The following is a 22,641-nucleotide window of genomic DNA, read 5'->3' on the forward strand; positions in this document are numbered from 1 at the left end:
CGCCAACCTCAATCAAACTGCATTGATGCGCTGGCGATGCGCTGGTACTTACGCAACTGCCGGTTAGCGCTGCGGATATCCAGAAAAAATATCTCCCCGCTGCGCCAGAGCAGCATCCACGCGGTGACGGTAACGACTCCCACGGGGATGGTGCCTTCAATACCCAGAGCCGTGCCTGCCAGTGCCAAGGCTAGTGCCAAGCCCAAGAGTGTCAGCGCTACCAGCCGCTGGGAGCGAATATCTCCTCTGAGTTGTTCGCTCTTTTGCGCAAAGGTATTGCTGATGGCTTGCTGCAGGCGTTCTCGCTCATCTTGCGGGCAGCAAATCTGCAGGCACAGCTCGGGGTGGTGCCAGGCGTTATCCGACAGGTAGTCCACCAGGCCGGGGCTTAGCTTGGGGTTATCCGGCGAGGCAAACGGATTGAGGTAATCGTGGGTGATCGTCAGGTCGATTTTTTTAGTCATAACGAACATTTACCTGGTTGAGTTGTGGGCGGAGGGTTTAGTGTTCGAGGTAAAGCTAGTCGCAAGACGGCTGCTCTGCTTGATCGGCAGTCGCACACGCTGTTGTAGGCGTGGAATTAGCCCTAAGCATCGGGGATTTTCTTCGAAAAAACAGATCCCGCTATTGAGCCAGACATCCATGGGCTCGGTACCGTGCTGAGGTACATCCCAATGGTTCAAGCCCCCGACTTATGACTGGGGGTCTGGTAATTGAACACGCGGTGAGTTGTTAGATTAAAGCGGCTGAAAAAAAGACGGATCAGCTACAAACTAACAAAAAAATAATGGTGATCCCATGAGCTGTCTGGTTTGTGCAGGTGTCGCTGAACGCATTCAGTGTCATGGCCCGTGGGAGGAGAGAGATTGTCCGGTCTGTGGTCGCTATCGAGTTGCAGATGCGCTCGGCTCCTACACTGTTTGGTGGCGTTCACAAACCCTAGGTTCGCCGCAGATCCCCGTAGGAGCCGGCTTGCTGGCGATGAGGCCAGCACATCCAACATCCCTGTTGCCTGATACTCCGCCATCGCCGATCGTGGGGTGCCCAGCTTGTAGGCGGATCACCCACCACGGACTTTCCAGTGGTTGACATCGTCGGCAAACACCATCTGCTTCATCTCGTGGGCGAGGTCATTGAATCGCCCCGGATTCTCTAGACACCTTGCAAGCTCATTGCGTAACGCCTTTCAAACTCTACCGGCGACAGCTGATTGTTGAAACCATGACGACGTTTTGCGTTGTAGAACATCTCGATGTAATCGAACACATCACTACGAGCATCTTCCCGCGTGGTGTAAATTTTCCGCTTGATCCGTTCCCGTTTCAGAAGCTGGAAAAAGCTCTCGGCCACGGCATTATCATGACAGTTGCCTCGGCGACTCATGCTGGCAACCAAATTGTTCGCCTTCAAAAAGCTGCGCCAATCGGAGCTGCTGTACTGGCTACCTTGGTCGCTATGAACCATTACCTCTTGTTTCGGTTTACGCCTCCAAACCGCCATCAATAACGCATCAATAGCCAAATCACTGGTCATCTGAGACTTCATTGACCAGCCTACAACCTGACGAGAAAACAGATCCAGCACCACAGCCAAGTACAACCAGCCTTCATATGTACGAATGTAGGTGATGTCGGTGACCCAAACCTTGTTGGGTTCCACGACATCGAACTGGCGCTTCAGCAAATTGGGTGAGGCGACCGCTGGCTTACCGCCGTACTTTCCAGGGCGACGTCGATACCCTGTCTGAGAGCGCAGACCTTCAAGACGCATCAGCCTCGCTACACGATGGCGACCACAGTCTTCACCGACCTCGCGCAGATCGTCATGGATTTTGCGATAGCCATAAACGCCGCCACTTTCCAGCCATGAATGCTTGATCAAACCCAGCAGTCGTTGGTCGTCTTTGGCGCGTGCAGATTGCGGCTCAGACAACCAGGCGTAATACCCACTGGGGTGGACTTTCAGCGTCAGGCAAAGCCGTCGTATGGAATAGTCATCTGCTCGCTGCTTGATAAAGGCGTACTTCAACCGCACTCCTTGGCAAAGTACGCGGCGGCCTTTTTTAAGATGTCTCGCTCTTCAGTAACCCGCTTGAGTTCTGCTCGCAGACGACGCAGTTCAGCGTGCTGATCATCGTCCTGCTGCCGTTCTTCTTGAGGTTTGCTGTAGCGCTTTATCCAGGCGTAGAGGCTATGCGTCGACACGCCAAGACGGGCCGCTACATCAGCGACAGGCAGCTTCTTTTCGGTCACTTGATTGACCGCTTGGATTTTGAATTCTTCGGGGTAACGCGGGTTGCTCATGGCACCTCCTAATTGGCCTCAGTTTAAGGCAAAGAGGTGTCTACGAAACCCGGGGCGATTCAGACCTTGTATCCCTGTGTCCTGAGACAATCATTATCTGAGCGTTGTTAAATCCTTTCTTGGCTACATTGGTAATGCGTGTATGTCTAAGCTGGTGAAGCCTGACGCTATTGTCTAAGCCTGCTTTGTTCCTTGCCAATCTGACAGCCTGTGAGACGCTATGAGGTGTCACAGTGAACAGCCTCCCCTTGCTTGCTCGGTCTGCTAATGCCAGACGCTGTGCTTCCTTCAATAGCTCCATGGCTCTGATGGTTAGGGGTACAGACCTAGTGCCGTTCTTCCCATCAATCACATCCGCTATACGTTCCTCCAGGTGAAGGCAGTGAGTCGTGAGCTTGAGGATTTCGGAACGTCTCATAGCGGTTTCATAGGCAATCTCTACGATTAGCGCCATGGTGGGAGAGAGCTTGTTAAGCAATTGTCTGAGCTCGCCAGCACTGATTACCTTGTCGCTAGATTTGTCTGGCTTGGGTAGGGTTATGTCACTTACGGGATTGTGTATGTCGATTAGCAGGCCACGCTTAGCGAACCTGAAGAAACGGGACATGAACGCTAACTGAATACGACAGGTAGCAGGCTTGACCGTCTGTAGACGCTTCAGCTTGAAGTCATTGACTAGCTGAGGGGTGATGTCATGGATTGACTGAGGGAACGCAGCAAAGAGCTGGTCAACGATCTTGATTGCATGGTCATAGCTACCCTTACCTTTGAGCAGGGTTTCACAGTAGGTCATGCCCAAGGTGTAGAGCGTATGGGTTTGGTGTTCCTTGGTGACAGCTTCAAGCTGGTCAGCCCATGCTTGGGCCAGTGCTTGAGTAGGGAAGGTTTTGGATTGGGCAGGTTTTCCTTTCAGGCGTACCTGAGCGTTCCAGTTTCCTGACGGTAGGGAGCGGATGTTAGCCATTGTTGACGCCTCATAATGTGAATGGGCGTTCTCTTAGGGCCTTGAGCTACGTGGCTCAGCGCTTAGCATGGTGGCTCTTGACATGGTGGGGGTCGTTGGTTCGAGTCCAATCGCGCCTACCAAACAAAATCCGCTCTGCTGGGCGGTCTAGAAGGGCTCACCGAAAGGTGGGCCCTTTTTTGTTGTCTTTGAGACTCTGGATATTCGTTACTCCACGACCAACCAACCAACCAACCAACCAACCAACGGCAGGCTAAGGCTGAGGTCAGTGGTGAGTTGGTAATCATGAAATGGTGGGTGGGCTGTTTTGATGGACGATCTAGATGACTTGATGGTTAGAAAATTTCCGGGTTTTCGCACTCGGCTCAGCCAAAATCAGACAAAATGTGCGTGTCTTTTTCTTTCCAAAGCCTGTGCTCTTCAATTGATAGTTGATAAGTGTTCATCACTTACATAGCGGTCACGGCCTTGTTGTTTAGCTTGGTAAAGCAAAAGATCGCCACGGATAAGCATGGCCTGAATGTTGTCTTCCGGCCCGCGCCAAGCTGTGATACCTATGCTACAGGTGACGCCAATGGTTGTTCCGGCATAGTCGAGTGTCGAGTCGTGCAAGACCTGCAACAAGCGCTCGGCCATCGATTGTGCGCCGGTCAGATCGGTATCCGGCAGTAGGATGAGGTACTCTTCCCCGCCGAGTCGGGAGACCAGGTCATGTTGGCGTACAGTCAGGATAAGTAGTTGGGCAAAAAACTTCAGCACCTCATCTCCCCCGTCATGGCCGTAGGTGTCATTGACCCGTTTGAAGTAATCAATATCCAGCATCAATACACACAACGAACTGGGCGTACGCGTGGCCCTGGCCAATTCCGCCTCCGCCAACGCCATCGCACCCCGTCGGTTGTACAACCCGGTAAGAAAGTCGCGGGTTGCGGCTCTATGCTGTACCCCGTAGGCATCAATCAATTGCCCCGCCAGCCAAATGATCAGCAAAACACTGGCAAGCATGCCGGCCAGCATTAATAAAGCGAGACCATTCCAGCTTAGGAACAGCGGCATGAAATTCGATGTCAGGAGTTCACTATAGAAATGCAATTGCAGAGCATTTTGAGGATCCACTATGTTCCGGACAAAGCGCTCCTCGACTTGTTCCTTGGTAAGCGGTGTGGTGGGCCAGTAGCCGGCTGTGGCAGGCATCAGATCTACCTTGTCGTCGGTGAAGTGAATATCGACATACAAGGGGGCCTCTAAGCCGTGGCTCACGGCGACATGCACGATAAGCGTATCGACAAGCGCCGGTCCGACGGCCGACCGCGGCGGTAGCGGTAACGGCTGTAACAGGGTCTGTGTTTCCCGGATCACTGCGTAAGGCCCATTGCAGCTGTAACCCAGAAGCTGGCGACTGGTCATCTGAATGCCACCCTTCGTCAAACGCATCTTTGGCGCTAGCGGGCTGGGCATCGCAGCCACTTGACGTATGGGTATTCGCAATGTGTATTGAGACAGCTCTTCGCTAACGTCAGTTAAGGTCTCTGCGGCGCGCTGTTGCTCGGTAATGTATTGGTCTGGCAGACACCCGGTCGGTAGGGGGTTTGCCAGAAGCAGTGAATGTCGCAGTTTATGGATTGTCAACTGGCGTACTAAGGTGGCATAGAGCCAACCGCTCCGATGCATCAGCAATATTTGTTGCCCCTCCACCATCAGAGCGCGCTGGCGGTGATAACGGTCGGTCACCCCGATTACCGCAATCACGATCAAGACTGCCCCTATTATCCAGCTCCCAATCTTTACGGCGCGCGCATACTCAATTACCCACCTCATGATTGTCACTCCTACAGGTCATTGGCAGTCTTCTTGAACTTCCGCTGCCTGGCGGGCGCGCATAGTAGAACATTTAAAAATCATAACCATATGACCCGCGTCATGTTGGTGAAAATTATCTAAGGATGAAAGTATGAATGGGCCGAGTTTCAGTCGGCACTGCTCGGAAATACACATCTGGAATTGAAAAATGGTTATGAATTAATCTTACCTCGCACATATTGACCTAGATGATCTTATAACTGGATGCTAGTGTTTTTTGATTTTGCTGGCTGTGAGCTATTTATATGCTCCAGGGACCAAATCATGCCCACTTCAACTCCACGCATTGCTGTACTTGGCAATTTCACTTCGGGTTTTGGCGCCTTAGAACTGGAACGCTTTGCTGATCTGGACAGCCTTTTAGCCGTTTCCGCGTTTGATGTGTTGCTGCTTGACATACCCGGCGCCTCTGCTGGGCAACTCCTTCGTAAGTTGCGTGTAGATACTGCTTATCGGTCCAGTCTAATTTACTGCTGCCGTGATATGGACGCCTGGTGCGAAGCGCTGGGCGATGGTGCTCCCCCTGCTGATCTCCAGGAAGTAACGTCACTCTGGAGATTGTGGAGAGCACGGTTCAGACTCTTTAATAGCGGGGGGGCATCTGATCGATTTGAAAGTCGGGTGCTTTCGTGGTTGTGGTTACACTCCAGCGCAGAAGTGTGTGCACTACGCGATCCAGAGGTGCCTCAGCATTATCGCTACCCATTGCTGGAGATTTTGGCCGAGGATGAGAAGGCCAATACGTTCGTTTGGTTGACACTGATGGCCCAGCAAAACTGGTTGGAGGAAGGGGTGTTGGTTGATCGCATCCGACTCTGTTCAGGCTGCGGTTCGGGTCGTTTGAACTATGTTGATGTGTGCGCCGAATGCCAGGCCTTAGACATTTCACGTCAGCCGTCACTGCACTGCTTTACCTGTGGTCATGTCGGTCCGCAAGAGAGTTTTCTGAAAGACGGGACATTACTTTGTCCTAACTGTCTGAACCGGTTGCGACATATTGGCAGCGACTATGACCGACCACTAGAGAACTATCGCTGCCGGTCGTGCCAAGCATTTTTCGTTGATGCCGATGTCCAGGCGCGTTGCCTGGATTGTGGCTTGGCGCATGCACCTGACAAGCTTCGGGTGCGCGAAATCAGGCACTACCGCTTGTCTGAAGCAGGGCGTTTACGCTGCCGCCAAGGCTTTAACAATGAGGTGGTCGCGGTCAATCACTTCGGTCAACTCAATTTATTGGGAGGTAAGGATTTCTATGACCTGCTCACTTGGCAAATCCAAATCGTACGCCGCTATCAGCAGCCGGCGTTTTCACTGATTGGTTTACGCTTTGTCAACCTGGCCGATACGCTGCTTCGCCTTGGCGAGCACCGCGGGCATGCGTTCGTGGACAGTTTGGTCGATCGTTTACAAAAAACAGTCAGGGAAACCGATCGGTGCTCTCGAAGTTCGGAAGAGTTCCTCTGGCTTATGCTCCCGCACACGGGGGCCGAAGGACTGCTGAGTGTCAAACAGCGTCTGGCGAAAGTCGCCGAGTTATTCTCGGCACCTGAGGTCAGTCAGATATTTCTTCGTGTTGTCAGCTTCACTGCACCCCAAGATTTGCTTGAACAGGAGGACGGCGAATTGTTGTTGGCCCGTCTGGCCAGCGAGCTGGCTTGAGGCTGCCATGAATCCACTCTTTGATCAGGCGCAGGAATTACTCAATCAACTGGCGGGACCAGGTGGTGTGAGTCAATTGTTCTTTGTGCTCTTTCCATATTTCCTGCTACTTGAGTTGCCGTTCAATACTCTAGTGTTGCTGGGCGTGTTGCGTTGGTTCGTGCGACGCCACTCCTACCGCCCCCAACGCAGCCTTTATCAACCGAAAGTATCTTGCATCGTCACCTGTTACAGCGAAGGGATGGATGTGCAGCAGACGCTGTTGAGCCTGTGCGAACAAACCTACCCCGGACACATTGAGATGATACCGGTGGTGGACGGCGCTACTCTGAATCAGCCTACGTTGCATGCGGTACGGAGCTTTCGGGTAGATCCTGATTTGTATCCGCGGCGGCATCTTCGTCCGATTGCCAAGTGGCAACGTGGTGGCCGTGTATCTTCATTGAATGCCGGTCTGGCCCATGCCAGCGGTGAGATTGTGATGGCTCTTGATGGCGACACGTCGTTTGACAACAACATGGTCAGTGCCATTGTGCGGCATTTTGCAGACCCAACGGTGCCAGCCGTGGCTGGCAGCTTACGAGTCCGTAATGCCTGGAGCTCCCTAACCGCAGCGATGCAAGCTCTAGAGTACTTACTCTCGATTCATATGTCGAAAATCGGTCTGGCCGAGTGGAATCTGGTCAATAATATCTCGGGTGCCTTCGGCGCATTTCGTCGCAGTTTTCTTATACAGATTGGTGGCTGGGATACTCACACAGCGGAAGACCTCGATATAACACTGCGTATCAAAAGTTATTTTGGGCGTCATAATTTAAGAATCCCATTTGAACCAGAAGCCGTCGGCCATACCGATGCTCCAACGACGCTCAAGCAGTTTCTAATGCAAAGACTTCGTTGGGATGGTGACCTTTTTTTTCTGTACGTACGCAAGCACAGCCACAGTATTAATCCAGCTCTATTAGGTTGGCGGAGTTTTTTAATGATGCTCGTCAGTGCCTTCTTTTTTCAGTTGGTGTTACCTTTCATCATTCTTGGCTACACCTTAGTAGCATTGTTCACTCTGCCTGGCTCGACGCTATTGGTCTTGTCGTCGCTGGTTTATTTGCTGTATTTGTTGATCACCGCAATATTGTTCGGTGCCTTGCTATTTATTGTTTCCGATCGACCTCGACAGGACTTGCGACTAGGGTTGCTGGTTCCGATTTATCCACTGTTCATGTTGATCATGCGCTGCTGGAGTGCGGTTGCCATACTCAATGAGGTGTTCCGTCGTGGCCATGAGGAAAGCAGCATGGCTCCATGGTGGGTATTGAAAAAAGCCACAAGGTTCTAAAATGCGATCGGTACTGCTGACTCTAACTTTATCGATGTCATCTTTTTCGTTGCTGGCCCAGCCGCTGACTCTTCAAGAGTTGATAGATCAGCAACAATCAGATCCTCTGTTTCGTGCAGGCCAGGCTGATCTTCGAGTCCTCGACGCCGAAGCCAAACTTCACCAGGACCGGGCCGGATGGCAAGTGTTCGCTGGTGCTGGCGTCGGGCATTATGACGAGTTGGTCGCCTCAGACGTGCGCGATGATTATAACGGTAGAAATTTAAGTCTCGGTGTACGCCATCCTCTGTTGGGCAGCCTTAAGCGTCAGCTCGACTTACTGCAAACCAATCAGTACGAACGCCAACGACAGCAATCGCAGAATGCTTTGGAGATTGCTAGCCAGCGTCTGGCATTGCGTAGTGCTTACGCTGATTGGTGGCGCGTGCAACAGGAATCAGCTTTTTGTGCTGCGTTCGTTCTTGCGGCCAGGAAGGCTGGTCAGGCAATTCGTCTGCGTATGGCAAAAGGTGCGTCACGCACCTCCGAAGGCCATTTGCAGTTGGATGAGTGGGAAGGGATTTCATCCCGATGCATGGCGCTGCCCAAGGTCGAAGGCGACGTACGCGAAGATTTAGCTAGCATCAGCATGAGCGGCTTACCTGCAACCGCCCAGGCAGTCGCTGAGCCTCTCGCGCCACAACCACAACCATTGGTTCAATGGCAGGCACTGTTGAATCAGCATCCAAGGGTCACGGAAAAGCAAAGCCTTCGTGATCTGGCTGACAAAGAGCGAGACAACTCCTGGTACTCCTCTATTGATTCCGATATTGCTCTGGCCAGCACTCGGGAGTATCGCAGTGATTCGGATAAAGCGGGCAGCGGTATGGTGGCCAGCCTCAATTTATCGACGCCTTTCGATTTGGTCGGAAACACGCGGGCTCGCCAACGAGTCGCCGACGCACGCTATGAAGCGGCGTCCAGCCGTGTTGAGGCCGAACGACGTTCGTTGGGTCTGGAGCTGAGCAAGGCATTGCGAGCCCATAACAACGCTCAAGCGTTGATCATGCAACGCAGTCAGCAATGGCATACCGCCGCGTTGGCCCTCAATGAGGAAAAGGCTCGAAGCAAGCTGGACGCGAATGGAAATTTCAATGCCTTATTAACCACTGAGCGCGTTTATTTTCAGTCAGGATTCGAATTGATTGCGGCGTGGCATGCAGCCTGGTTGCGTCAGGCTGAGTTGAATCTCTTCACCGAAGACAGCCCACAATTTGCAGCATTATTGGGTGACGAACGTTTGGAATGGTCGCCGATGATCAAGCCGCAACCCTCTGCGATGGCTGCTGCCTCAACCTCCGCGGTACGGCGTCAACAAATTCCGGTCGAGCCGAAAAAATGGCTCCAGGCCACTTATGTCTGGAACAGCGAAGCGTTACTTGACCCGATGCGTCGTCAGTCGGAACTGCAAGCATTACGCAAAGCCGGGATGCAAAAAATCTATCTCGGGCTCAACGCCCTCCAGGTTAGCAATTTGTCGGTCACTCGCCAGCAGCTTGAGCAATTGCTCCAGGAGGCTGCACGCAGTGGTCTGCAAGTGAGTCTGCTACTCGGCGACCCAACTTGGATTGAACCGCAGCATCGCAAGCAACTGACGGATTTATTGGAAAAGTTCAATGGACTTTCGTTTGCAAGCCTTCATCTGGATCTCGAAGTCGAACAGCTCGGCATGCCGGTCCCCGATCAACGCCTGAAAGACTGGCTCGACACGTTACGAGCGGCATCAGTGGCAAGCCGTTGGCCAGTGGAAATATCGAGCCACCATCGCTGGTTCGTTGCGGCTCAGGCCGGGCACCCCTGTGTGCCGTGTGCGCTGCCGGCAATCGGGGTACGTCAGGTCAGCCTGATGATTTACACCCATAACCCCCAACGCAGTGCGCAACTGGCAGGGGAGATAGCGCAACGTTGGCCAGACCTGCAATTTCGCCTGGCTCAGAGCACCGAACCGCAGTTGCCATCCACTGAAAGCTGGGCCGACGCCTCTGCTGAACAATTGCAACGCCAGGTAGCTGTGTGGCGTAAGCAGCTACAGCCTCAGGGTATTGCCGGTATCGATTGGCAAGCCTGGCGCGATTTCCCCAAACGGTGAGAGGCTCATGAAGATTCGTTTCGATAGTCAAAAAGAGCACAAGCCCACTGAGGAGCATGGCCTGAACGTGCTCTACGCTCCGGGTAAGCGTATGGCATTTCGCTTACGCTGGTACCTGATCCTGTTCCTGGTAGCCAGCCCGTTACTCTGGCTTTTCGGCAAGCTGTTGTACGGCCTCTTGGTGATTGACGCGCCGGCGCAGTTGCTCTTGCCTATTCAAGAGGTGCGCGCACGAGATACCGGTCGGGTCGAGCAGCTCTTCGTGACGGCGGGGGAGCACGTGCAGGCGGGCCAACCGCTCGTCAACCTGGACAATCCGGAGTGGCGTGCCCGACTGTTGCAACTTGCCGCCATGCCCGTTGAACCTGCGCGGTTTGGCGATTCAGATTTGGGCATGAAAGAGCGTCAGTTGCTCAGAGCCAAGGTGGGCAGGGCAGAGCAACGTGTTCAGCAGTTGGACAGTCTTGTCCAGCAAGGCGCTGCCACTCGAAGTGAAGTGCTGGCCGCACAGGCTGAGCGCGATGGGTTTCGAGCGGATTTTTTGGCTTTCGAACGTCGTGAGCAGAAAGCGTATCAATCGCCTCAAGGATTTGATCGGGAGGTGATCCAGCAAAATGCTGAACAGCAATGGCTGAAGACACGTCTGTCAGCCTTGTCGGTGACGGCGCCGCAGAGTGGTCGGATAGCAGAAGTACTTGTTACTCAAGGTGATAACGTCGGCCCAGGAACGTTGCTGATGCGTCTGGAGCAGGAGGTCGATCCATTGCTGTGGATTTACCTGGAGCCGATTAACATCAACTATGCGCAGATCGGTCAGCCACTGAAAGTGCATATGCCGGACGGAGAATGGCTGGATGCTCACGTGGTACGGGCCGTAGACAGTGCCGCCCGCACGCCGACGGTTCTGCGCGGGCCATTCGCCGCGAGCGAAATGGGATTGCAGGTTGCTGCCAGGTTTGATCAACCACTGCCGACGCGTTGGAGAATCGATCAACTGCCGTTGAGTGTTCATTTCCCCTATGATTGGTAGCAAACGTCGTGCATGGCGCTGGCTAAGCCAATTCCTGAACAGCTTTTATGGCGATAGGCTACTATCCAGTCAATTCATTGGTATGTACCAGGAGATGGGGGTGGGTAAGGTCAAGGCGCTTGCAGGGGCGGCGGTGACACTAGTAAAGACGCTCGACGACCATCGAGACCGGGTTGCTGATCATGCAGATACTGCAGCCAAAGCTGGCAGGTTGGTGGCTGCTGCGACGGTGGCTGGTGCATCAATCGCCGCTCCTACGGGATTGACAGCACTGGGAGTAACGATTGGTGTTGTCAGTGCTCCTGCCATTATTACTGCTGCTCCTGTCATTGTTTCTATCGCGGGAGCGGCGATGCTTTTCTCGGCAGCAGCCTCTCTCTATGCAAAAGCCAGGAAGAGGGGGCTGAATCGCGAATGACTCGCGGTTTAGAGCCCCTATCTCTCCGGTATAAAGAAAAGCCCTGTAAATCATGAATTACGGGGTTTTTAGTTTCTGATTGAACTACTTGTCGCATCCGGCCTTTTGTCACACCGCTTTAATCCCTCGCAAACCCAACCGTTAACTATCGCTAGTCCATTCCAACCTATTCTCTGCACATTTAATGACTGGCACCGCGATGCTGCCAGAATAAAACCGGTTCATAGGTAAGGGTTGTATATAAACCTTTAAGTCCAGACGAAATCAGGTAACAGCTTTATCTGGATACCCACAGACCCTGGCGAGTGCCCGCTACGACATCTACCAGAGTGATGTAGACGAAATCCATGTCAAGAAGCGAGGGGGGCGTAGGCACAGGTGGCGCCCTCCTTGTAGTTAGTCTGATGGGTGGCTTATGACCGCCAATCCACGAGCAAGGTCGCAGTGTGAGCTAAGCCAAGCGGAGTAAAACACAAAGCTCTGTTCTCGCCATTCGTCCACTGCTTTGCACTTACAGCGCTTCACCGCCTCTCATATTCAAACACGACCATTTTCCGTGAGCATATGGAGAGCAGCATGGACATTGATGAGAATGCACCGGGAAACGTATCGCAGGGCGATACGAGTAGCACGGATAAAGAAACCGGGCATAGTCCCAATCGGCCTGAAGTACCGTTAAAGACCGTCAGCGCTCCGAATAATCCTAAGCAGGATCCGGCTGCGAAAGACAACTCGTACAGTCCCGACTTCAAATCTGAACCGGAACATAAGCCGGTTCAAGATGCCGATATCGATACTCAGGGCGGTTAATGACCACAAGTCGTCAGAGTGCGTAACCGTTCGTGTGGCTATGGAGAGTGTCCTGCGCGCCAGCGATGAAGTGCAGATGCATGCTCGTTTGATTATCAAGTGGCGGCACTTCGAAGCTTCCTACTATTTGTTGCAGGCGCCGCTCGCTCAAATCTGTGTTTTCAGCTGCTTGCTTAGCCAATCTCGCGTGGTTGATTGCGATTTCATTGAGCGTTGACACGTTACATCTCCTGGTGACTGACCAAGCGTTTTGCTGGAGTCTTTAGCATTATTTAGAGTGTCGCAGCGTCAGAATAACGTCGTTCCTGGCTGCTGGGGGCGTCCATTGCAATCCTTACGCCATGGCTGTCCTCGAACCGTCAAGTTTTCGGCAGAAGCGACGAGTGGTTGAGTGTTCCAAGTCGATTAAAATTGACCGAGGCGTAAATTCCCAGAGCTACCTCATCCTGCGCAGTACCGTTTTCTCGGCTGCCAGGCCTATCTTGATGGGCAATGCACCTGCCAGTAGCAGGGCTCCGGCTCCCAGTCCGGCGGCTTTGAGAAAATGACGATGCCCATGAAGCTTTGAAGCAGAGTTTGAATCACATGATTCACACATGATTTTGCGTGCTCAGTTCAATTCGGTGGGAATGAATTGCAGTTGGGGTCGGTACCCTCAGGACGCCTGGGAACTGGCGTATTGGAGTCTAGACGGCCGGTCGCTCTATGTTTGCGCGTTGTGCGCAAGTACGTGGACTGCTCGCAGGTTTTGGCGTCAGACGGCTCCCGATGCAAGCGACTCTTTCATCGACTAATACTGACAGACGGATTCAACTACGCCTGACAGGAGTTTCTCGATGCTGATTCACTGGTTTCTTGCGGCTGTTCATCTTCTGGCGGTTGCCCTGGGGTTTTGGGCGGTACTGACGCGAGGCATGGCGTTTCGGCGTCTGAGCGATGGCGCGGGTGGGGCGCGCAGCGTTCTGATTGCGGACAATGTGTGGGGTATTTGCGCAGTCATTCTGCTGATCAGCGGCGGGGTGCGCGCTTTCGGTGGATATGAGAAAGGTGCGGACTACTATCTGCATCAGCCGCTGTTCCATCTGAAAATGGCGCTTTTCGTGCTGATCCTGCTGTTGGAAATAGCGCCAATGGTAACGTTGATCAAATGGCGGTTAGCTTTGGCGCGGGGAGTGGGCATCGATACGAGACGCGTGGGGCTGTTCGCGCGGATCAGTCACATCGAAGCGCTGTTGGTGCTGCTGATGATAGTGGCAGCGACCGGGATGGCACGCGGTGCAGCGTTTGGTTAAGGGGTAAACAGGAAAAGTCTGACAGCCAGGCTGAGCGCCTGTCGGTAGTATTAGCCGGGAAAGCGGCGAAAGAATCATCATGGTGCGAACGCGGTGCTTGAATCTTTAGCCAGCCGTAATTCCGGTATGAACAGGCTGGCTACTGACTGCAACAGGTTTCAGGGCTGCGGTTTTTCCGGGGCGGTGAGGCCTGCCTGAATACGCTGATAAATCTCTTCGCGGTGCACCGCAACGTCTTTTGGGGCGTTGATGCCGATTCTGACTTGCTGGCCGCTTACGCCCAGGATGGTGATCGTAATGTCATCACCGATGTTTATGCTTTCACCGACTTTGCGGGTGAGTATCAGCATGGTCTTCTCCTTGATTGCTTTATGGGGCACCTGATTCGGACAGTGCAGAGGTCGGTGGTATCTATAGATTAGTGCGAAGTCTCACAATTTGGGTGCCTCTTTCTGACGCGCAGATGCTGCATTAATTCCCAAAGCGTAACTATACAGAGGCCGCATCCATCATTCTCGCTGTTTTCTGCCGATTTTGCGGCACTCGCGAAGTATTCATGGGTGTTAAAATCATCGCTTTAAGCATTTTGAGGGAAACGCTGTGCGCAAAATGGTCTGGATGTTCGTGGTATTGGCGCTGGCGGGATGCGGTGAAGGCAAAAATGTGGATGCACAGAAGCCGCAATCGGCCATGCCAACCGCTCCGGCGCAGGTGTCGGGACCTCAGTGGGATCTTGAAATGCGAGGGGAAACCCCCCAGGCGGTCAGCGATCTCAGCGGCTGGCTGATCGAGCACAGTTTCATGTCCAGCGTTGTCAAGGAAAATGGCAAAACCCGAATTCTCATGGGGCCGTTTACCTCGAAAGCCGAAGCTGAGGCCAAGCAAGACGAAGTCCGTGCGGCGTTGACCCGGGCGAAAAAACAGAACATCGAATTACTGGTGCTTGAGCGTCCCGCAGCTCAATAACCAATAATAGTGTCCATGCATGAAAAAGGCCTCGGGTGTAAACCTCGAGGCCTTTGTGTGTTCGGTGTCGTTTCGATCTCAGCCGCACGCTTTCATATTCACCGAACCGACAAACTCGTTACCACGACCCATGACACACGCCACGCTCTGATTGCGTTGGCGTTCCCATGTCTGGACCGGGTACGTCTTGTTCCAGGCTTCGTAGAGTTGCCGATCCTGTTTCGACAAGCGCAAGCCATACTGCTTGCTCATGTAGAAATAAGTCCGGGCGATCATCCCGCGAATGGAAGGCCGGGGCATGACTTTTTTGGCCTTGAAGTCGACCTGGGTCAAACATGAGCCGTATTGACCTGATTGCTCCGGTAGCCAGCCAAAACTGAAGTTGCTGCGATCTCCATTGACCTCTCCAATGCTGGGCACCAGGTTATGCAGGTCAGCCTCGGCTCTCTGGTAAACCGGATCGTGACTGGTGCAGTTCTTGCGTCCACCCTCTTGCCAGCATTGGCGTTGATGACCGATTTGCCAGGCTGGAACAATGTGCTCCCACTCGATGCGGGCTGCGCGCTTTGCGTTTTTGCGTGGCACATAACCGCAGGCTGCAAGATCCACCCGATTACCGCTGTACTTGCAGCCACAGTAAAACTCGGTTGATTGTGGAGCATACAATGTCCAGGCGACTTTCTTGGCTTCGTTGAAAGTGCGAGGGGCATCGGCTTGAGCTCCCAGGGTGAAAAACAAAAACAGCAAAGCAAAACAACGGACAGTCATTGAATCAATCTTCCTTCGGCACAACCCAGAAAATCTGTACGCCGCCATCGTCGCGATAGGCGAGGGTGACGTTGTCGTTTTCATCGATCTCCTCGAGCAAGCGCTCCCATTCATCCACGGGTTCGTCCGGAACGCGGAAGATCAGCGCTGCCTTGGCTTTTTGTGCGGTGGGTGAGTTGATGATTTTTTGAACGCGAATGCCCATGCGTACATAGGAGTCGGGGGAGGCAGAAGTGGTGTCCACAGGATTATCCTTATTAAGCTGTACGTGCATACAGTATTTAACTGTAGGCAATTTCGCAACTGCTTAAAATTCAAGAAAATCCTCTGACAGCGGTTTGTCCTGTTTGGTGTAAGACGTGCGTAGATTTTTTTGTCAGGTTTGGAGCGAGCCACTCGCGGAATCTGGCGAGTGGTGCCGCAGATGCCCGATCGGAACCGATCGGGCGAAGTGAATCAATACTCCCAGAACATCCGTTGCAGTTCTTTGCTGTCGTTGGTTTTGGTCAGTGCGACCATCGCCAGGATGCGCGCCTTTTGTGGGTTCAGGTCATGAGCCACCACCCAGTCGTACTTGTCGTCCGGCTGTTCGGCGTTACGCAGGACGAATCCGCCAGCATTGACGTGAGAGGAGCGGATGATTTGCACGCCATCCTTGCGCAGGGCTTGCAGGGACGGGACGACGCGCGAAGAGACCGAGCCATTGCCGGTCCCGGCGTGGATAATAGCTTTGGCACCCGATTGAGCCAGGGCTTTGTAGGCGGTATCGCTTACGTTGCCGTAGGAGTAGGCGATTTCGACATCCGGCAGGCTCTTGATGGTCTTGATGTCGAACTCCGAGTCCATGGTGTGGCGCTTGGCTGGAAGTCGGAACCAGTAGGATTTACCTTCAACCACCATGCCGAGCGGACCCCAGGCGCTTTTAAACGCTTCGGTCTTGATGTTGATCATTTTGCTGACATCGCGGCCGGACTGAATTTCGTCGTTCATGGTGACCAAAACACCTTTGCCGCGAGCTTCTTTACTGCTGGCGACGGCCACGGCGTTGTACAGGTTTAGCATGCCGTCGGCAGACATCGCAGTGCCCGGACGCATGGAGCCGACAACGATGATCGGTTTGTCGGTTTTCTCCACCAGATTCAAGAAGTACGCCGTTTCTTCCAGGGTATCGGTGCCATGGGTGATCACGATGCCATCGACGTCATTGCTATCGGCCAGTTCCGCCACGCGGCGACCCAATTGCAGCAGATTGTCGTTGGTGATGCTCTCGGAGGCGATTTGCATGACCTGTTCGCCGCGAACGTTGGCCACCTGGCTGAGTTCGGGAACGCCGGCGATCAACTTGTCGATGCCGACTTTGGCCGCTTGATAGGTAGCACTGTTGGCGGCACTGGCGCCCGCGCCTGCAATAGTTCCGCCGGTGGCCAGGATTACTACGTTCGCCAGTTTCTGTTGTGTTTCGGCTTCTTTTGCCTGAAGGGCTGTGGGAAGTATCAGCAGAAGGGCCAAAGCGCCCGGAACAAAGGTCTTGAGTGCAAATGTCATTATTTTTCTCTTCTAGTTGTGAGGCGGTACTGATGCAGGTTCATCTAGATTCGACCCAGGCGGATCTGAATACCTGGGGTGCAATGACAAGAGCAGGATGTGTACCAGTACACGTTTATGTTTAAAAAATTACATAAGATATTGTTTTATAAGATTATTTTTTATATGTGTTGAAGTGGCTTAATATGAGTTCGTCCGGAATTCCGACTTTCTGGGCTTTGTGCGTTCGGCTCGCCGAAACAGAAATGCGCCAGGCAAGCCGATCGCCGGATTCATTTGTAGACCGAAGTTAAAGAAATCTGCGCAAGGGTCGATGCTTCGTCAAAGGATGTTTTTTCAGGAGTTCACATGTCGTCCATCGTAGGCGTTCCCAATGCCCAGGCTATGACCACCGGTTTGCGTTCGGCTGTCACGGTTCGTGAGGTGAGCCAATCAACGGCCGATGTCGAACAGGCGTCGGGAGTGAAAGAGTCCGACGACAAACCCGTTAGAACTGGCCTGGCAGGGATCGGTGAGGTTACAAGGACCGATTCCGAATCAAGCGATGACACCAGCGTCGTGGTGAAGGTCCTGCTCGAGCGATTGAAGGAGTTGCAGGAGCAATTGCGTGAACAGCAGCAGCAACTGGCCGCGGCTCAAGCAACGTCCTATGCCACTGTGCAGGCGAAGGCGGCAGTGGTAACCGCCATTCAAGGGCAGATAGCCGATACCAGCGGCGCCATTCTTGTCGTGAGTGGCAGTCTGATCAATGAATTGAACAAGGGATCAGGCGCTGGAGCGGTACTCAATACGACGGCATAACGTCAATGTGCTTTTTTCATCTTGCGTCAAATTGGCTTTTCAGGTCGTTGACAATCCGCGGCAAGATTCGCATAGTCCTTTTTACGCAAACGTTTGCGCTCGCTCTCCCACAATCGTTATCGACGCGGATGGAGTGACTGACGCCAGCGCTAGCATTGCTCACAATAATCATAAGAACGGAGTGAATCCATGAAGCTGCCATTCGCCGGACGCCTTCTCGCTGTCGCTATGCTGATTACCGCATCCGCTTCCCTGCCAGTTGCCTCGGCCTTTGCCGAAACGCCTGAAAAACCCAAAGTTGCGCTGGTCATGAAATCCCTGGCCAACGAATTCTTCCTGACCATGGAAGATGGGGCCAAGGCCTATCAGAAAGATCACTCCGGCGAATTTGACCTGATTTCCAATGGCATCAAGGACGAAACCGATACCGCAGGGCAGACGCGTATTGTCGAGCAGATGATTCTGGCCAAGGTCAATGCACTGGTCATTGCACCGGCTGACTCCAAAGCCATGGTTCCAGTCATCAAAAAAGCCATTGACGCCGGTATCACCGTGATCAACATCGATAACCAGTTGGATCCGGCCGTCGTCAAAAGCAAAAATATCAGCGTGCCTTTCGTAGGTCCGGACAACCGCAAAGGCGCGCGTCTGGTGGGTGATTACCTGGCCAAACAGCTGAAAGCGGGTGATGAAGTCGGCATTATCGAAGGTGTGTCCACTACCACCAATGCGCAGCAGCGCACCGCCGGTTTCAAGGATGCAATGGAGGCGGCGCAAATCAAGGTGGTTTCCCTGCAATCGGGCGATTGGGAAATCGACAAGGGCAACAAAGTGGCCGCATCGATTCTCAGTGAATACCCGCAAACCAAGGCTCTGTTGGCCGGTAACGACAGCATGGCGGTCGGCGCGGTCTCTGCCGTGCGTGCGGCGGGCAAGGCCGGCAAGGTACAAGTGGTGGGTTACGACAACATCAATGCCATCAAGCCAATGCTCAAGGACGGCCGCGTGCTCGCCACCGCTGACCAGTTTGCGGCCCGGCAGGCTGTATTCGGCATCGAGACTGCGCTGAAGATTCTCAAGGGCGAGCAGGTCGACGGCGGCACTAACGGCGTAATTGAAACTCCCGTAGAGCTGGTTACCCGGTAATCCTCTGGCGACGCATAGGCGCTCGGCCATCGGGTCGGGCGCGTGGAGAGTTTTATGTCAGTTTCCACCCCCGGCGCTGTCCTCACGGTCAGTGGCATCGGCAAGACCTACGCGCAACCGGTCCTGTCCGGTATAGACCTGACGCTCATTCGCGGCGAGGTGCTGGCGCTGACCGGCGAGAACGGCGCCGGCAAAAGCACGCTGTCGAAAATCATTGGCGGCCTGGTCACTCCGACAACCGGTCAGATGCAGTTTCAGGGGCAGCACTATCGGCCGGGCAGCAGGGCGCACGCGGAAAGTATCGGGATCCGCATGGTCATGCAGGAGCTGAATTTGTTGCCAACGTTGTCGGTTGCGGAAAACCTGTTCCTCGACAACCTGCCCAGCAATGGTGGCTGGATCAGTCGCAAGCGCCTGCGCAAGGCGGCCATTGAGGCAATGGCCCAAGTCGGGCTTGATGCGATCGACCCTGACACGCTGGTTGGAGAGTTGGGGATCGGTCACCAGCAGATGGTCGAGATCGCCCGTAATCTGATAGGCGATTGCCATGTACTGATTCTCGACGAGCCTACCGCGATGCTCACCGCGCGGGAGGTCGAGATGCTGTTCGAGCAGATCACTCGCTTGCAGGCGCGTGGTGTGTCGATCATCTACATCTCTCACCGTCTCGAAGAGCTGGCGCGGGTCGCTCAGCGCATCGCGGTGTTGCGCGATGGCAACCTGGTTTGTGTCGAGCCGATGGCCAACTACAACAGTGAACAACTGGTCACGTTGATGGTGGGTCGTGAACTCGGCGAACACATCGATATGGGCGCGCGAAAAATCGGCGCTCCGGTGTTGACCGTCAGGGGGCTGAGCCGTTCCGACAAGGTTCGCGACGTGTCCTTCGAAGTGCGCGGCGGCGAGATTTTTGGTATTTCCGGGTTGATCGGGGCGGGGCGCACCGAGTTGCTACGCTTGATTTTCGGGGCCGATCTGGCGGACAGCGGCACGGTTGCTTTGGGCACACCTGCGCAGGTCGTCGGCATTCGCTCTCCGGTTGATGCGGTCGGCCACGGCATCGCGCTGATCACGGAGGATCGCAAGGGAGAAGGTTTGCTGTTGACGCAATCGATCAGCGCCAACATCGCATTGGGCAACATGCCAGGCATCTCCAGTGGCGGTTTTGTCGACAACGGTGAGGAGCACGCGCTGGCTCAGCGCCAGATCGATGCCATGCGCATCCGCAGTTCGGGTCCAACGCAGTTGGTCAGCGAGCTGTCCGGAGGTAACCAGCAGAAAGTTGTGATCGGACGTTGGCTGGAGCGCGATTGTTCGGTGCTGCTGTTCGATGAGCCGACTCGAGGCATCGATGTCGGTGCCAAGTTCGACATTTACAATCTGTTGGGCGCGCTGACCCGTCAGGGCAAGGCGCTGGTGGTGGTGTCCAGCGACCTGCGAGAGTTGATGCTGATTTGCGACCGGATCGGCGTGCTGTCGGCAGGGCGTCTGATCGACACGTTCGAACGTGACAGCTGGACCCAGGATGATTTGCTTGCCGCCGCGTTTGCCGGCTACAAAAAACGAGATGCGCTGCTCAACGAAGCCGCGCCTAGGGATCTTCCATGAAAACCGTTTCTTCCACCGGCAACCGTAGTGGCCATTTTTATGGCCTCCGCACTTACATGGGCCTTGCCGGTGCGTTGCTGGCAATGGTGGTGCTGTTCTCGACCTTGAGCAGTCACTTCCTGTCCTACGACACTTTCAGTACCCTGGCCAACCAGATTCCGGACTTGATGGTCCTTGCGGTCGGGATGACCTTCGTGCTGATCATTGGCGGTATCGATTTGTCGGTTGGATCGGTGCTGGCACTCGCGGCTTCGACTGTCAGCGTCGCCATCCTCGGCTGGGGTTGGAGTGTTCTGCCGGCGGCGTTGCTCGGCATGGCGGCGGCAGCGTTGGCGGGGACGATCACCGGTTCGATCACCGTGGCATGGCGCATTCCGTCATTCATTGTGTCACTCGGTGTACTGGAGATGGCCCGGGGTGTGGCGTATCAAATGACCGGTTCGCGGACGGCCTACATCGGTGATGCGTTTGCCTGGTTGTCCAACCCGATCGCCTTCGGGATATCACCGTCGTTTATTATCGCTTTGCTGATCATTTTCATCGCCCAGGCGGTACTGACCCGTACCGTGTTTGGTCGGTATCTCATCGGTATCGGAACCAACGAAGAGGCGGTGCGCCTGGCAGGCATCAACCCCAAACCCTTCAAGATCCTGGTGTTCAGCCTGATGGGGTTGTTGGCGGGAATTGCAGCGCTGTTCCAGATTTCGCGTCTGGAGGCGGCGGACCCTAATGCCGGTTCCGGTCTGGAGTTGCAAGTGATCGCTGCGGTGGTGATCGGCGGGACCAGCCTGATGGGCGGGCGCGGTTCGGTCATCAGCACGTTCTTTGGCGTTTTGATCATTTCTGTATTGGCGGCCGGCCTGGCGCAGATTGGCGCGACCGAGCCGACCAAACGCATCATCACCGGTGCGGTAATTGTGGTGGCGGTGGTGCTCGATACTTATCGCAGTCAGCGCGCAAGCCGGCGGACCTGAGTCATGGCAACGATTAAAGATGTGGCTGCGCTCGCCGGGATTTCCTATACCACGGTATCCCATGTAGTGAACAACACCCGGCCAGTCAGCAAGGAAGTGCGGGTCAAGGTTGAGGAGGCGATCAAGACCCTCGACTACGTGCCCAGTGCAGTGGCTCGTTCCCTCAAGGCCAAGACCACCGCGACCATCGGTTTGTTGGTGCCCAACAGCCTGAATCCGTACTTCGCCGAACTGGCGCGAGGTATCGAAGATTACTGTGAGCGCAACGGTTACTGCGTGATTCTTTGCAACTCCGACGATAACCCGCAAAAACAGCGCAACTACCTGAGAGTACTTCTGGAAAAGCGCATCGACGGGCTGATCGTTGCGTCCGCCGGAGGGGACGGCGGCCTGGCGCATGGCCTGGCGAATGTGCGTACGCCTATGGTGATTGTTGATCGTGGGCTTGAAGGGGTCGATGCGGATCTGGTACGAATCGATCATGAATATGGCGCTTATCTGGCAACCCGCCACCTGCTGGAGTTAGGGCATCGGGAAATCGCCACGATCAGCGGCCCGCCGACCACCAGTGTGGCGCAAATGCGCCTGTGCGGATTTTGCCGTGCCCTGACAGACGCGGGAATCGTCGTCCCGCGTGAGCGCATGCTGGAAAGCGACTTTACCAGCACAGGGGGGTATAACGCTGCGGCGATCCTGCTGGCTCGGAACCCGCCCAGCGCCATTTTTGCGGCCAACGACATGATCGGTATCGGCGTGTTGCGAGCTGCTGCCGAGCGCAATGTTCGTGTGCCGACACAGCTTTCGGTGATTGGTTTCGACGATATTCAGATGAGTCGCTACGTCTATCCGGCGTTGACCACTGTGGGGCAGTCGATCCTGCAACTCGGTGAAATGGCCGCAGAAGTGCTTTTGCGACGGATTGCCACCCCGGACCTGGTCACCGAACAACGGATCGTGACACCGCGCATTGTCATGCGCGAATCGACCGCGCCGCTGGCCAGCGTGTTCGACGAATATCGCTGAAACCCCATGA

At 54.4% G+C, this 22,641-nt stretch carries 22 protein-coding genes; 13 read left to right on the top strand and 9 right to left on the bottom strand.

Annotated features, from left to right (window positions below):
- Positions 1-8: 8 nt before the first annotated feature.
- From AD668_RS19120 to AD668_RS19140, 4 genes are all read right to left on the bottom strand, one after another.
- Positions 9-464, bottom strand: coding sequence for a hypothetical protein (locus tag AD668_RS19120; RefSeq protein ID WP_053161252.1), 456 nt, complete (start codon positions 462-464; stop codon positions 9-11).
- A 688-nt stretch (positions 465-1,152) separates the two neighbouring features.
- Positions 1,153-2,303 (bottom strand): IS3 family transposase gene (locus tag AD668_RS19125; protein WP_156322335.1). Its coding sequence is split into 2 segments (ribosomal slippage): positions 1,153-2,069 and positions 2,069-2,303, totalling 1,152 coding nucleotides; the frame shifts between segments, so codons are not numbered across the junction.
- A 40-nt stretch (positions 2,304-2,343) separates the two neighbouring features.
- Positions 2,344-3,267, bottom strand: a complete 924-nt coding sequence (locus AD668_RS19135; RefSeq protein WP_053161254.1) for a site-specific integrase — start codon at positions 3,265-3,267, stop codon at positions 2,344-2,346.
- A gap of 420 nt (positions 3,268-3,687) precedes the next feature.
- Positions 3,688-5,085, bottom strand: a complete 1,398-nt coding sequence (locus tag AD668_RS19140; RefSeq protein ID WP_053161256.1) for a GGDEF domain-containing protein — start codon at positions 5,083-5,085, stop codon at positions 3,688-3,690.
- Between the two features lie 306 nt (positions 5,086-5,391).
- Here AD668_RS19140 and AD668_RS19145 point away from each other — a divergent pair, with 306 nt between their 5' ends.
- The 6 genes from AD668_RS19145 to AD668_RS19170 all read left to right on the top strand — a co-directional run bounded on the left by AD668_RS19145 (position 5,392) and on the right by AD668_RS19170 (position 12,508).
- A complete protein-coding gene (locus AD668_RS19145) occupies positions 5,392-6,786 on the top strand; it encodes a diguanylate cyclase (protein ID WP_053161376.1) in 1,395 nt (464 codons plus the stop codon).
- Between the two features lie 7 nt (positions 6,787-6,793).
- Positions 6,794-8,122, top strand: coding sequence for a glycosyltransferase (locus AD668_RS19150; RefSeq protein ID WP_053161258.1), 1,329 nt, complete (start codon positions 6,794-6,796; stop codon positions 8,120-8,122).
- A 1-nt stretch (position 8,123) separates the two neighbouring features.
- A complete protein-coding gene (locus AD668_RS29025; RefSeq protein WP_082344523.1) occupies positions 8,124-10,250 on the top strand; it encodes a TolC family protein in 2,127 nt (708 codons plus the stop codon).
- A 7-nt stretch (positions 10,251-10,257) separates the two neighbouring features.
- Complete coding sequence (locus AD668_RS19160) at positions 10,258-11,280, top strand: HlyD family secretion protein (RefSeq protein WP_053161260.1); 1,023 nt, start codon at positions 10,258-10,260, stop codon at positions 11,278-11,280.
- On the top strand, positions 11,270-11,698 hold the full coding sequence (locus tag AD668_RS19165) for a hypothetical protein (protein ID WP_053161261.1): 429 nt from the start codon (positions 11,270-11,272) through the stop codon (positions 11,696-11,698). The genes AD668_RS19160 and AD668_RS19165 overlap by 11 nt, the downstream gene beginning before the upstream one ends.
- 576 nt (positions 11,699-12,274) lie before the next feature.
- Complete coding sequence (locus AD668_RS19170) at positions 12,275-12,508, top strand: hypothetical protein (RefSeq protein WP_053161263.1); 234 nt, start codon at positions 12,275-12,277, stop codon at positions 12,506-12,508.
- 13 nt (positions 12,509-12,521) lie between these two features.
- Here the strand turns inward: AD668_RS19170 and AD668_RS29030 are convergent, their stop codons facing one another.
- Positions 12,522-12,728, bottom strand: a complete 207-nt coding sequence (locus AD668_RS29030; RefSeq protein ID WP_082344524.1) for a hypothetical protein — start codon at positions 12,726-12,728, stop codon at positions 12,522-12,524.
- Between the two features lie 616 nt (positions 12,729-13,344).
- Here AD668_RS29030 and AD668_RS19175 point away from each other — a divergent pair.
- On the top strand, positions 13,345-13,800 hold the full coding sequence (locus tag AD668_RS19175) for a DUF2214 family protein (RefSeq protein ID WP_053161265.1): 456 nt from the start codon (positions 13,345-13,347) through the stop codon (positions 13,798-13,800).
- Positions 13,801-13,958: 158 nt separating this feature from the next.
- Here AD668_RS19175 and csrA read toward each other — a convergent pair whose 3' ends face one another.
- Entirely contained in the window at positions 13,959-14,150 is a 192-nt protein-coding gene (gene csrA, locus AD668_RS19180; RefSeq protein WP_053161267.1) for a carbon storage regulator CsrA, read from the bottom strand.
- A 250-nt stretch (positions 14,151-14,400) separates the two neighbouring features.
- Between csrA and AD668_RS19185 the strand changes: the two genes are divergently transcribed.
- Positions 14,401-14,766 (top strand): SPOR domain-containing protein, encoded by a 366-nt coding sequence (locus AD668_RS19185; protein ID WP_053161270.1) that lies wholly within the window; start codon positions 14,401-14,403, stop codon positions 14,764-14,766.
- Positions 14,767-14,844: 78 nt separating this feature from the next.
- Here the strand turns inward: AD668_RS19185 and AD668_RS19190 are convergent, their stop codons facing one another.
- The 3 genes from AD668_RS19190 to AD668_RS19200 all read right to left on the bottom strand — a co-directional run bounded on the left by AD668_RS19190 (position 14,845) and on the right by AD668_RS19200 (position 17,079).
- Positions 14,845-15,534, bottom strand: a complete 690-nt coding sequence (locus tag AD668_RS19190) for an endonuclease (RefSeq protein WP_053161272.1) — start codon at positions 15,532-15,534, stop codon at positions 14,845-14,847.
- Positions 15,535-15,538: 4 nt separating this feature from the next.
- A complete protein-coding gene (locus AD668_RS19195; RefSeq protein ID WP_053161274.1) occupies positions 15,539-15,808 on the bottom strand; it encodes a DUF1654 domain-containing protein in 270 nt (89 codons plus the stop codon).
- A 182-nt stretch (positions 15,809-15,990) separates the two neighbouring features.
- Positions 15,991-17,079, bottom strand: a complete 1,089-nt coding sequence (locus AD668_RS19200; RefSeq protein ID WP_053161275.1) for an asparaginase — start codon at positions 17,077-17,079, stop codon at positions 15,991-15,993.
- Between the two features lie 348 nt (positions 17,080-17,427).
- On the opposite strand from AD668_RS19200, the gene AD668_RS19205 reads away from it, so the two are divergent.
- From AD668_RS19205 to AD668_RS19225, 5 genes are all read left to right on the top strand, one after another.
- Complete coding sequence (locus AD668_RS19205) at positions 17,428-17,880, top strand: hypothetical protein (protein WP_053161277.1); 453 nt, start codon at positions 17,428-17,430, stop codon at positions 17,878-17,880.
- A 189-nt stretch (positions 17,881-18,069) separates the two neighbouring features.
- On the top strand, positions 18,070-19,026 hold the full coding sequence (locus AD668_RS19210) for a sugar ABC transporter substrate-binding protein (protein ID WP_053161279.1): 957 nt from the start codon (positions 18,070-18,072) through the stop codon (positions 19,024-19,026).
- Positions 19,027-19,080: 54 nt separating this feature from the next.
- Positions 19,081-20,634: a sugar ABC transporter ATP-binding protein gene (locus tag AD668_RS19215; protein ID WP_053161281.1), complete on the top strand. Its 1,554-nt coding sequence runs from the start codon at positions 19,081-19,083 to the stop codon at positions 20,632-20,634.
- Positions 20,631-21,608 carry an ABC transporter permease gene (locus AD668_RS19220; RefSeq protein WP_053161282.1) on the top strand — a complete coding sequence of 326 codons (978 nt, stop codon included), beginning with the start codon at positions 20,631-20,633 and terminating at the stop codon, positions 21,606-21,608. Before AD668_RS19215 ends, AD668_RS19220 begins: the two co-directional genes overlap by 4 nt.
- Positions 21,609-21,611: 3 nt before the next feature.
- Positions 21,612-22,631, top strand: coding sequence for a LacI family DNA-binding transcriptional regulator (locus tag AD668_RS19225; RefSeq protein WP_053161284.1), 1,020 nt, complete (start codon positions 21,612-21,614; stop codon positions 22,629-22,631).
- The last annotated feature ends 10 nt before the right edge of the window (positions 22,632-22,641 follow it).

The sequence above is a fragment of the Pseudomonas sp. P1.8 genome (assembly GCF_001269805.1).
Classification (GTDB): domain Bacteria; phylum Pseudomonadota; class Gammaproteobacteria; order Pseudomonadales; family Pseudomonadaceae; genus Aquipseudomonas.